The organism is Nitrosospira sp. Nsp18 (genome assembly GCF_900103145.1).
Lineage (GTDB): Bacteria > Pseudomonadota > Gammaproteobacteria > Burkholderiales > Nitrosomonadaceae > Nitrosospira.
Window position 1 is genome coordinate 117,440 of record NZ_FMWY01000002.1, and the last position, 12,273, is coordinate 129,712.

General features: G+C 54.4%; 8 protein-coding genes. 6 read left to right on the forward strand and 2 right to left on the reverse strand.

The annotated features are described in order from the left end of the window. The first annotated feature begins 171 nt into the window (after positions 1 to 171). The 6 genes from uvrA to mutS all read left to right on the forward strand — a co-directional run bounded on the left by uvrA (position 172) and on the right by mutS (position 10,694). Complete coding sequence (uvrA, locus tag BLS94_RS01535; RefSeq protein WP_090957466.1) at positions 172 to 3,033, forward strand: excinuclease ABC subunit UvrA; 2,862 nt, start codon at positions 172 to 174, stop codon at positions 3,031 to 3,033. Continuing rightward, a complete protein-coding gene (locus BLS94_RS01540; protein ID WP_090957467.1) occupies positions 3,020 to 4,354 on the forward strand; it encodes a glycerate kinase type-2 family protein in 1,335 nt (444 codons plus the stop codon). Before uvrA ends, BLS94_RS01540 begins: the two co-directional genes overlap by 14 nt. Before the next feature lie 139 nt (positions 4,355 to 4,493). Further along, on the forward strand, positions 4,494 to 5,198 hold the full coding sequence (phoB, locus tag BLS94_RS01545) for a phosphate regulon transcriptional regulator PhoB (protein ID WP_090957468.1): 705 nt from the start codon (positions 4,494 to 4,496) through the stop codon (positions 5,196 to 5,198). 431 nt (positions 5,199 to 5,629) lie between these two features. Then, the gene (phoR, locus tag BLS94_RS01555) at positions 5,630 to 6,943 is read left to right on the forward strand and encodes a phosphate regulon sensor histidine kinase PhoR (RefSeq protein WP_090957470.1); all 1,314 of its coding nucleotides are present in this window, start codon (positions 5,630 to 5,632) and stop codon (positions 6,941 to 6,943) included. 107 nt (positions 6,944 to 7,050) lie between these two features. Beyond that, the gene (locus tag BLS94_RS01560) at positions 7,051 to 7,608 is read left to right on the forward strand and encodes an NUDIX domain-containing protein (protein WP_090957471.1); all 558 of its coding nucleotides are present in this window, start codon (positions 7,051 to 7,053) and stop codon (positions 7,606 to 7,608) included. A 440-nt stretch (positions 7,609 to 8,048) separates the two neighbouring features. After that, on the forward strand, positions 8,049 to 10,694 hold the full coding sequence (gene mutS / locus BLS94_RS01565) for a DNA mismatch repair protein MutS (RefSeq protein WP_176767761.1): 2,646 nt from the start codon (positions 8,049 to 8,051) through the stop codon (positions 10,692 to 10,694). Positions 10,695 to 10,798: 104 nt separating this feature from the next. Here the strand turns inward: mutS and BLS94_RS01570 are convergent, their stop codons facing one another. Both BLS94_RS01570 and rnhB read right to left on the reverse strand, forming a co-directional pair. Then, positions 10,799 to 11,278, reverse strand: coding sequence for an FKBP-type peptidyl-prolyl cis-trans isomerase (locus BLS94_RS01570; protein ID WP_090957473.1), 480 nt, complete (start codon positions 11,276 to 11,278; stop codon positions 10,799 to 10,801). Between the two features lie 220 nt (positions 11,279 to 11,498). After that, positions 11,499 to 12,089 (reverse strand): ribonuclease HII, encoded by a 591-nt coding sequence (gene rnhB, locus BLS94_RS01575; RefSeq protein WP_090957513.1) that lies wholly within the window; start codon positions 12,087 to 12,089, stop codon positions 11,499 to 11,501. Between the last annotated feature and the right edge of the window lie 184 nt (positions 12,090 to 12,273).

Below are 12,273 nucleotides of genomic sequence, written 5' to 3' on the forward strand. Positions count from 1 at the left end.
TAATGAGGAGGACATGAATCAGATTGGGGAAACGCGGAAAGTTGCGTATATTAACAGGTTTGACCGGCACTCAGATAGCCTCGACCTCAGGATGTTACAGGATGTCACGAGTAGTTCATGTAATGACATGTCGTTGCAGGTAGTCTATGAGCAGCCAAATGGAAGCAGTCGATGGAACTTATAAAAATTCGCGGTGCGCGTACGCACAATCTCAAAAACATCAGTCTTGATCTGCCGCGAAACAAGCTGATCGTAATTACTGGTTTATCCGGGTCCGGCAAGTCTTCGCTCGCGTTCGACACCCTGTATGCGGAAGGCCAGCGGCGCTACGTGGAATCGCTCTCGGCGTATGCGCGCCAGTTTTTGCAATTGATGGAGAAACCCGACGTCGATCTGATAGAGGGATTGTCTCCCGCCATAGCCATAGAACAAAAAGCGACTTCGCATAACCCGCGCTCCACCGTCGGCACCGTTACCGAAATACATGATTACATGCGCCTGCTGTTTGCGCGCGTTGGCGATCCGCAGTGCCCTGATCATGGCATCACGCTAACAGTGCAAAGCGTCTCGCAAATGGTCGATCATGTCATGCGGTTGCCTGCGGAAACCAAGCTGATGATACTGGCGCCGCTGGTGGTAGGGCGCAAGGGCGAGCAAATGGATTTGATCGATGAGCTGCGCGCGCAGGGTTTTGTGCGGCTACGAATCGATGGTGAAGTGCATGAGATCGATACACTGCCGAAATTGCAAAAAAATAAAAAGCACACAATAGAAGTCGTGGTGGACAGGCTTAAAGTCTCACCCGATTCCAAGCAGCGACTGGCGGAATCGTTTGAAACCGCGCTACGCCACGCCGACGGACGCGCTTTAGCAGTGGAAATGGATTCGGGCCATGAGTATCTTTTTTCGGCCAGGTTCAGTTGTCCGGTATGCAGCTACTCCCTGCCGGAACTCGAACCCCGCTTATTTTCCTTCAACAACCCAATGGGCGCGTGCCCCAAATGTGACGGCCTGGGGAAAATAACCTTTTTCGACCCTAAACGGGTGGTGGCATTTCCTCATCTGTCGCTGGCTTCCGGCGCGATCAAGAGCTGGGATCGGCGAAATCAATTTTATTACCAGTTGCTGGCGAGCCTTGCCAACCACTACGATTTTGATCTGGAAGTACCCTTTGAACAGCTCGCCGAGAATTTGCAGGATATCGTTCTGCACGGATCAGCGAAGGAAAAAATCTCATTCTCGTATTTGAACGAGAGCGGTAAACGCAACTATCGCAAGCATACCTTTGAAGGCATTATTCCCAATCTGGAGCGACGCTACAAGGAAACCGAATCGCTTGCCGTGCGTGAAGAACTGGCAAAATACCTCAATTCCCAAATATGCCCTGAATGCGGCGGAACCCGGCTACGCCGCGAAGCGCGCCACGTCCGCGTGGGCGGGCGGGCTATTTACGAAATCAACGCGCTGCCACTGAAGGAGGCGAAGGATTTTTTCGATCAGGTAACGCTGACGGGGCACAAATTTGCCATCGCGGAAAGAATCGTCAAGGAAATTTCCAGCCGCATATTATTTCTCAACAATGTCGGGTTGGATTATTTGTCGCTGGACCGTTCCGCCGACACTTTGTCGGGTGGAGAATCCCAACGCATTCGCCTCGCCAGCCAGATCGGATCAGGCCTGACCGGCGTGATGTATGTGCTGGATGAGCCGTCCATCGGCCTGCACCAACGGGACAACGGACGCCTGCTGGAAACGCTCAAGAACCTGCGCGATCTCGGCAATAGCGTCATCGTGGTGGAACATGACCAGGACGCCATACTTACCGCCGATCATGTGGTGGACATGGGCCCGGGTGCGGGCGAGCATGGCGGATTGATCATCGCACAGGGAACACCCGAGGCTATTCAACAGGATTCCAACTCACTCACCGGCAAATATCTTTCGGGTGAACTTTCCATCGCACTGCCGGAAAAACGCACCGAACCAAAAAGCGATCGCTGGCTCAGGATCGAAGGCGCATCGGGCAACAACCTGAAGAACGTCAACCTCAACCTGCCTGTAGGATTATTCGTCTGCATAACCGGCGTATCCGGTTCAGGCAAATCCACGCTCATCAACGAAACGCTCTACCATGCAACCGCTCGCCATCTCTATGGCAGCACCGCGGAGCCCGCGCCATATCAGAATCTGGATGGATTGGCCTTTTTCGACAAGGTCATCAGCATGGACCAGAGCCCCATCGGGCGCACGCCGCGCTCAAACCCGGCTACCTATACCGGCCTGTTCACGCCAGTTCGGGAGTTGTTCGCCGGTGTTCCACAGGCGCGCGAGCGCGGCTATGGGCCCGGGAGATTCTCGTTCAACGTCAAGGGCGGGCGCTGTGAAGCCTGCCAGGGTGACGGCATGATCAAGGTTGAAATGCATTTTCTTCCGGATATATATGTGTCATGCGATGTCTGCCATGGCAAGCGCTATAACCGCGAAACCCTGGAGATCCAGTACAAGAGAAAAAACATCAACGAAATTCTGCATATGACGGTGGAACAGGCACGCGAGTTTTTCAGCCCCGTGCCGGTCGTGGCGCGCAAGCTGCAAACCTTGCTGGATGTCGGCCTGGGCTATATCACCCTGGGCCAGTCCGCGACGACGCTTTCCGGAGGCGAAGCCCAGCGGGTAAAGCTGTCGCTTGAACTTTCCAAACGCGACACTGGCCGCACGCTCTATATTCTGGACGAGCCCACTACAGGCCTGCATTTCCAGGACATCGATCTATTGCTGAAAGTGTTGCATCGCTTGCGCGACCATGGCAATACCGTAGTCGTCATCGAGCATAACCTGGATGTGATCAAAACCGCCGACTGGATTATTGATCTCGGCCCCGAAGGCGGCGGAGGCGGCGGAGAGATCATTGCCCAGGGAACCCCGGAGCAAATAGCAGCGGACGAGAGGAGCTTTACCGGACGCTACCTGAAAACGGCGCTCAGTTCCTCAACTCATAATCAGCAGCGGCAACGTAGATATGAGCGTTCATAAGCATGCCCGCAACCTTCTGCTCAATAGCTTTCAGGCCGCAGTCAGCGCAGCCGATCCCCTGCTTGTAGTACCCCGGCATTTGCCGCCACCATTGCGTCATCGATTACCTCGGGGTCGTACGCTGGTGGTCGGTGCAGGCAAAGCTGCGGCGTCGATGGCGCTGGCAGTGGAAAAACATTGGCAAAAAAATGTGGCGCTGGATGGCATCGTCCTCACCCGCTACGGTCACGGCTTGCCGCTCGATCGGATCCAGGTTATCGAAGCCGGACATCCGGTACCCGATGAACAGGGCGAAGAAGCCGCACGCCATCTTCTGGCGGAAGTAAAAAAACTTGGCACGGATGATTTTCTGCTTTGCTTGCTGAGCGGCGGCGGGTCGAGTTTGCTATCGCTGCCGGTAGCGGGTATATCGCTGGGCGATCTCCGAACCGTCACCGCGGAACTGCTCCACTGTGGCGCGACAATTCAAGAGATCAACACTGTGCGCAAGCATCTTTCCGCTGTCCTGGGGGGAAGGCTTGCAGCTTCAAGCCGTGCGCAGGTACTGGCATTGATAATTTCCGACGTAACGGGGGACGATCCAACGCATGTCGCATCCGGCCCCTGCGCACCGGACCCCACAACCTACGCGGATGCGCTCGCAATCATCGAGTATCACGGCATCCCGGCACCCGATGCCGTGATGGAAATATTGCTCGCAGGCACCAAGGGCGAGCTTGGCGAGACGCCCAAACCCGGCGATGCGGCATTCAGTCGCGTAGAAAACCGGGTGATCGCTACCGCGCATGAGTCGCTGCTGGCCGCTGTGGAATATTTTCGCACTCAAGGCATTTTCGCTGTAATACTGGGCGATTCCGTTACCGGCGAGTCGCGCGATGTCGCCAGGGTCTTCGCAGCCTTGCTCAGGGAAATTCGCCGATATGGGCACCCTTGGAGACCCCCGTTAGCGCTAATCTCAGGCGGCGAAACGACCGTTACATTAGGTAAAAAACGAAATGGCGCCTATGGTGATCAAAGCACTCATCGCGGACGTGGCGGACGGAATACTGAATTCCTGCTATCTCTTGCCGTTGAGCTCGGTGGTGCAGAGAATATTCACGCGCTCGCCTGCGATACGGACGGCATAGACGGAACGGAAAACAATGCCGGCGCCATTGTCACGCCGGATTCCTTGTACCGTGCAAGCCAGGCGGGTATCAACGCATCGACATTGCTTGCCCGCAACGATTCTTATACGTTCTTTGAGCAGCTCGGGGATTTGGTCGTTACCGGCCCAACCCGCACGAACGTCAATGACTACCGCGTTATCCTGATGTTGTAAGGCTGGCGCGCGACAGGGCTGGAAAGCCGGGCAGAGGAGGACGCAAGTGTCACGAAACCGCAATATTGTTTACATATCATCGCAATATAAGGACAATCAAAATCGAAGAGAAATAATCACGAATAGAAGGAATGTGCCGATGGCAGCGACAATACTGGTGGTTGAAGATGAACCGGCGATCCAGGATTTAATCTCATATAGTTTGCGACAGGCAAGACATAACGTTTTTTCCGCACGAAATGCGGAAGAAGCGATGGAAATAATCAATGATGCGCTACCGGATCTGGTGCTGCTCGACTGGATGCTGCCGGGGATGAGCGGAATCGAATTCGCCCGCGTGCTGCGGCGCACCGCGCGCACTAAAACAATTCCTATCATCATGCTTACGGCTCGCGCAGAAGAAGGCGATAAGGTGGCGGGATTGGAGATCGGGGCCGACGATTACATTACCAAGCCTTTCTCTCCGCGTGAGATGCTCGCGAGAATCAAGGCGGTGCTGCGGCGGCGCTCGCCCGAAGCAGCCGACGATATGGTCGAGATCGGTGGACTGCACTTGGACTCGGCTGCTCATCGCGTAACCGCCGACGGTAATGAAGTAGTGCTGGGCCCTACCGAATTCCGGTTGCTGCATTTTCTGATGACCCACGCCGAGCGGGTATACAGCCGTTCGCAGCTGCTCGATCAAGTATGGGGAGATCATGTATTTGTAGAAGATCGCACTGTGGATGTGCATATCCGCCGATTACGCAAGGCATTGGAGACAGTCAACAAGGATGGACTGGTGCAGACGGTGAGGGGATCGGGCTATCGGCTTTCCGCGGTGCTGACGGCGAGCATGGGGTGATCCCTGGAATAATCCCAAATCCGGTAGTTGACCGCTTATTTTATAGACCAGTGTTTATAATTAATAACAATATTTCATATTATTTGACACTCACCTCGTGGGTGAGGCCGCTACGGGGCGAATTGCACTGTTTTTGCGACACATTGCTGCGTTGCAACTCCTTGGAATGGAATGGCGCCCCGAAGCGTCGCCCGAGGGGCCCCGCGAAGCGGGGATCGGGCAGCGCAGGGGATGTCGCGATCGCGCTCCACAAGGGGGCGCCCGCATCCCGCTTCGGGTTCGCACCTTCCTGCGGAAGGCACTGCTCCGCCCTGCGCGGTCGTATTCCGCGTCGTTGCGCCTTGCCCTGCACACCAAAAACCGTACACTTCTCCCCGTCCAACTATCGGATTTAGGATAATGATCCAGTTTTATTCTTCCAAATAGCTCACGTGTCCAGTTTCTGGGAGCGTTTCCGGGAGCATGCGGCCAACCTGATCCTGATTACGGTTGTAACCGGGCTACTCCTGGCGGTGCTGGGTACTCTCGCGACATTAGCCCTCTATAATGTCGCGCTGCTGCTGCTGGTCATTTATCATTGGCGTCAATTGGCGGTGCTCGATAAATGGCTCCAGGCCGAAGAATCCAGGTTACCTTCCGGCTTCGGCAAATGGGGGGACGTGTTTGCACGCTTGACACGCCTGACCCGTGATCAAAGCCAGAAACATCGGCAAATCAGTTCTGCGCTGGAGCTTCTGCGACGCGCCACCTCGGCTATGCCGGAAGGCGTGGTAATCATGGATGAGATAGACCGCATCGAATGGTGCAACCCTGTAGCAGAGAAACATCTGGGCATCAACGCGAGTGTTGATACGGGGCAGCATATCACCCATCTGATGCGTCAAACCCAATTCGCCAAATACCTTGCCGCCCAAAACTATTCTGAACCACTGATAATCAAACAGTCCCGGCATCAGGGACTGACTCTTTCAATACAGCTCGTGCCCTATGGTGATAAACAGAAACTGCTGCTCAGCCGTGATGTGACGCGCTTTGAAAGAATTCAGACCATGCGCAGGGATTTCGTGGCCAATGTGTCGCACGAATTACGGACACCGCTGACGGTGGTTGGCGGATTTCTCGAAACACTGTCGGAAGAAGGCCATTCAGATCCTGAAACACGTAAGTGGGCGCTGACGCTGATGACCGATCAAACCAGACGAATGCAAAGCCTGGTGGAAGACTTGTTGACGCTGTCGCGGCTGGAGGACACGGAAAACATGGCCCGGGAGGGGAACGTCGATGTCCCCGAAATGTTACGGAAGCTTTATGATGAAGCGCAATCCTTGAGTGCCGGACGCCACCATATCAGCCTCAATCTCGATACTGACACGAAATTATTGGGTAACACGGACGAATTGCGTAGCGCTTTCGGTAACCTTATCAGCAACGCCATCCGTTATACCCCTGCCGGAGGGAACATCTCCTTGAACTGGGCAATGCGCGACGGGCAGGGCGTATTTTCCGTACAGGACAGCGGCATGGGCATTGAACCCCAACATATCCCGCGTCTTACGGAACGATTCTATCGGGTTGACCATGGGCGTTCGCGTGAAACGGGGGGTACCGGACTGGGTCTCGCCATTGTCAAACATGTGCTGACATGCCATCAGGCGAGACTTGAGATCGACAGCGAACCCGGCAAAGGTAGCCTTTTCAGTGCCTGGTTCCCATCCGCAAGGTTGATCGTGCAGGAAAGCGAGTAGGTCGCCGCCTACCACAAGCGTTATAGGCAAGCGTACAGCCCTTCGGATGAAACGAACCCATCACGAATTTTCGTCAATATTCATTTTCAAGGTTGCTTTACATTGTTATGCCCACAACACCCCTCGATCTCACGGAAACAACGCTCAGCAGCAAGGATGTATATGATGGCGAGCTTCTGCATGTGCGAGCAGACCAAGCCCGGCTGCCTGACGGCAAAGTCGCAGTACGCGAATACATCAGGCATCCCGGCGCAGTGGTCATCATACCGTTGCTCGACAATGGCGAGCTGGTGCTGGAACGCCAGTATCGCTATCCCCTGCATCGGGAGTTTTACGAACTGCCTGCCGGCAAAATCGATGGCGGCGAAGACCCGCTAAGGTGCGCTCAACGGGAGCTGCTGGAGGAAACAGGTTACACGGCGGAAGGCTGGCGTCATATCGCCACCTTGCATCCCTGTATCGGTTATTCGGACGAGAAGTTGATTTATTACTTCGCGGAAAACCTTACCTTCAAGGGCGCAAGCCTGGATGACGGCGAGCATCTGGAGGTGTTCACCTTGGGGTTGTCGACGGCACTGGAGTGGGTAAAAACAGGGAAAATATCCGACAATAAAACGGTTTCCGGCCTGTTTTGGGCAGAGAAGCTACTAAGTGGCGCATGGTAAATGGTAAGCGGTTTCGATTTGCCAGGCACGATCGCTACGCCGCCATAATTACCTAATCCTCCGGTTGCGCCGCATGAGGCTGCTGCCGCTCTTAGCTCTAACAGGATGTTGAAAAACCCCACCCCATCCATGCAAATGGTATAATTGGTCGCGAACGCTGCGCGCGGACCGCGCTCTCCCTCGGCCACGAGTTGGTGCAAGCGGTGGGTTCTAGCCAAGCCGATGACGTAACAACGAGGTTCTACACGCTGCGCCGTCCCGTCAGAGCCTTGTTTTGGTGCTCGCAAGATAGCGCCGTAGGGCTAGAACAATCTCCTCAAAAGTAGCCGCGTAGTTGGAATTTTCTGCGTACAAAAAAACATTTGGATCAATAAAAGTAAAACTTAGGTAACAAATTTCAATTTATTCAGATTTTTTTGCTAGCCGGACCATAGGTAAAGATGGAAAATCTAGCCCGCCATACCCCCATGATGCAGCAATATCTCCGCATCAAGGCGCAGCATCCCGATATGCTGATGTTCTATCGTATGGGGGATTTCTACGAACTGTTCTTTGAAGATGCGGAAAAAGCGGCCAAGCTGCTCGATATTACCCTGACCCGGCGTGGCACTTCGGCGGGCGAGCCGATCAAGATGGCGGGGGTGCCTTATCATTCCGCTGAACAGTATCTGGCAAAACTCATCAAGCTGGGTGAATCGGTGGCGATCTGTGAACAGACCGGCGATCCCGCTACGTCCAAAGGTCCGGTAGAACGGCAGGTCATGCGGATTATTACGCCCGGAACGCTGACAGATTCGGCGTTGCTGGATGAAAAACGCGAAAGTATTTTATTGGCCCTGTGCGTGCATGAAACAACGCTGGGGCTGGCATGGCTCAATCTGGCGGCGGGGCAATTTTGGGTATTGGAAACATCAGCGGATAATCTGGCGGGCGAACTCGAACGCCTGAAGCCAGCGGAGATTCTTTTGCCGGATTCGCTGGATGCGCTTACCGGCCTCAGCGATGCGGGTGCATCCAAAACGTGTCTGAAGCGCCTGCCCTTTTGGCAGTTCGACGTCGAGGCTGCTGTTCGCATTCTCTCGCGCCAATTGGGAACCCATGACCTTTCCGGTTTCGGTTGCGAGGGCCTGCATTCGTCGCTGGGCGCGGCCGGTGCGCTGCTGGAATACGCGCGCCTCACGCAAGGCAACAATATCGCCCATATCAAGACATTGCGGGTAGAGCGGGACGACGCCTATTTGCGCATGGACGCTGTCACTCGCCGCAATCTTGAAATTTCCGAGACTATACTTGGCGGTGCATCGCCTACTTTGTTATCCCTGTTCGATACCTGCTCAACCAATATGGGCAGCCGCATGCTGCGGCACTGGCTGCATCATCCCCTGCGCGACCGGGCAGCGATTCAAAACCGGCTTGACAGCGTGTCGTTTTTAATCGGAGAAGCGGGCTCAGGGCCCTACCTTTCCATTCGAGGATGCCTCAAACGGGTCGCAGACATCGAACGTATCACCGCTCGCATTGGGCTGAAATCGGCCCGTCCACGAGATTTATCCGGACTGCGCGATAGTCTCAAACGCTTACCGGAAGCAATTGCAGCTATCGCTGAAGTCGCCGCTATTGCTGAAGTCATGAACGGCATTGACAAGCATATTGCCGCGCTGGCGCAATCGATGACTCCGGATGCGACGCTTGTCGGGCTTCTGCAGGAATCCCTGCGCGAAGAGCCGGAGGTGGTGCTGCGCGTAGGCGGTGTGATCGCGGATGGCTATGATGCCGAACTGGATGAGCTTCGCGCCATACAGAATAATTGCGGTGAATTTTTGCTGCAACTCGAAACGCGGGAAAAAACGCGCACAGGCATTTCAAATCTCAAAGTGGAATATAACCGGTTACACGGTTTTTATATCGAGGTGACGCACGCGCACACCGAGAAGATCCCGGAGGACTACCGCAGAAGGCAGACGCTGAAGAATGCCGAGCGCTATATTACGCCAGAGCTCAAGGCATTTGAAGAAAAGGCGCTCTCTGCGCAGGACCGTGCGCTGGAACGGGAAAAGCTTTTATATGATGAGCTGCTGGAAGGGCTTTTGCAGTATATCGATCACTTGCAGCAGGTGGCCCGCAGTATTGCCGAGCTGGATGTATTAGCCGCCTTCGCCGAACGCGCACTGGCCCTGGACTATATCGTGCCGACCTTCACCAGTGAAGCCGTTATTGAAATTGAGGCGGGCCGTCATCCGGTTGTGGAAAAACAGGTCGAAAACTTCATTGCCAACAATGTCCAGCTCGGCGCCTGGGGCGATACCGCACGGCAAATGCTCGTCATTACCGGTCCCAACATGGGCGGAAAATCCACCTATATGCGACAAGTCGCACTGATTGCGTTACTCGCACATTGCGGCAGCTATGTACCGGCAAAAAAAGCGCGCTTCGGCCCCCTGGATCAAATCTTCACTCGCATTGGCGCTTCCGATGACCTGGCCGGGGGACGCTCAACCTTCATGATGGAAATGACGGAAGCCGCCAATATCCTGCATAACGCCACTGCACAAAGCTTGGTGTTGATGGATGAGATAGGACGGGGAACTTCTACTTTCGACGGCTTGGCCCTGGCTTTTGCGATTGCCAGGTATCTATTGAAAAACAACCGCTGTTATACGTTATTTGCAACTCATTATTTTGAACTGACGAGGCTCGCGGAGGAGTTTACGCAGGCCGCCAACGTGCACCTGCGTGCGGTGGAACACAAGCATCATATTGTATTCCTGCACTCGGTCGATGAGGGCGCTGCGAGTCAGAGCTACGGGCTTCAAGTGGCTGCGCTGGCCGGCGTGCCGGAGCAAGTGATCAGAACAGCAAGAAAATATCTGGCGCAACTTGAGGAGGAAGCGGTTGGCAGACACCCACAACGGGATTTGTTCGCGGCAGCGTCGGGCAGCGCAAAAGAAAACCCGCAAACCCTGCCCGAACACCCCGTACTCAAACTGCTGCACGCTATCGTTCCGGACGAGCTAAGCCCAAAGCAAGCGCTGGAAGAACTCTATGCGCTAAAAAAAGCCGCGGAGAAAGACCGGCCCCAGGAATGAGAAGGACGAAACAACCAACCGAACGAGGCAAGCCAACTGGTTGTCATAACCCGTCTTGATCGATTTCTTACGTCGAGATACTGCGGGTTCGCCAGAGCCTCTCTTCAATGTTCGTGCCCATGGGCACCATGGACGTGGCCGTGAGCCAGTTCCTCTGAAGTGGCGGGCCGTACTGCGGTAACCGTACAATCGAAGCGCAGTGTCACGCCCGCGAATGGGTGATTGCCGTCTACTACCACCTTGTCTTCGGCAATATCGGTTACGGTATAGATAAAGGCATCGTCGGAACCTTCTTCGCCTCCTTCAAACTGCATTCCGACCGTTACATTGTCGGGGAAAAGATCGCGAGGCTCGACTCGCACCAAATCGCTATCGTATTCACCAAAAGTATTTTCCGGCTCCATCAAAACGGAGCAACTATAGCCCACTTCCTTGCTATGCAATTCTTCTTCCACCATTGGGAAGATACCGTCATAACCTCCATGCAGATAGCTGATTGGCGCGTCGGGTTCTTCCATGATCTTGCCGGTCAGATCAGATAATTTATAGTTGAGTGACACTACGCTGTCTTTTTCGATTCGCATATTAAAGGCCGTAAGTTAATGTAGGTTAATTATTGCAATAAAGATGAGCGCCGATGTTTCTTGCGTTACTCACAAGAAAAACCGCTGGCTCCCACAAAGGCGCATATGCTATCAATGTGGCTTATCAAGAGCAACCATTTGCATTAGTAATTATGAATTGAATAAAGTTCTGTCTGGAGAAAATCTGTATATGCTCAGCACGGCCTTATCCGCCGGTCCGTCAGTTTTTACAGGTTCCAATCAATTCTCTGACTGGCGCAAAGCTGCGTCGGTGCACTACCGATATCCCATGCGTTCGCAGGGCTGCAATGTGTCGTTCTGTGGAATACCCCTTATGCTGGTCAAAGCCATAACGTGGGAAGCGCTGGTGTAACGCCACCATCTCCGCATCACGCGCCGTCTTTGCCAGAATGGAAGCGGCCGAAATCTCGGGTACCAAACTATCGCCTCTGACGATAGTGGTTACGGGGCATCGCAGACGAGGTTTCTGGTTCCCATCCACCAACACCCTGGAAGGAACCAGAGACAGACTCTCTACAGCACGTTTCATGGCCAGTAAACTTGCCTGAAGAATATTGATTCGATCGATTTCCTTAACCGATGCAAAGCCAATGGCCCAGGCTATGGAATGTGCTTTAATGGCAACAGTGAGGCTGTTGCGCTTTGCTTCGCTTAGCGTTTTTGAATCCGCCAGGCCCTCAATGCAATAGTCTGGATCGAGTATGACGCAGGCGGCGAATACCGGCCCCGCCAGCGGTCCCCTGCCGGACTCATCCACACCGCAAACCCAGTTGAATTCCCGTGCCGTCACTTCTCGCGGCTTCCCTTTCTCAATGCCCGCCGCTGGCCAGCCCAAATATTTTCGGCACCATTATCCTAAATCCGGTAGTTGGACGGGGGGAAGTGTACTGCTTTTGGCGTGCAGGGCAAGGCGCAACGACGCGGAATACGACCGCGCAGGGCGGAGCAGTGCCTTCCGCAGGAAGGTGCGACCC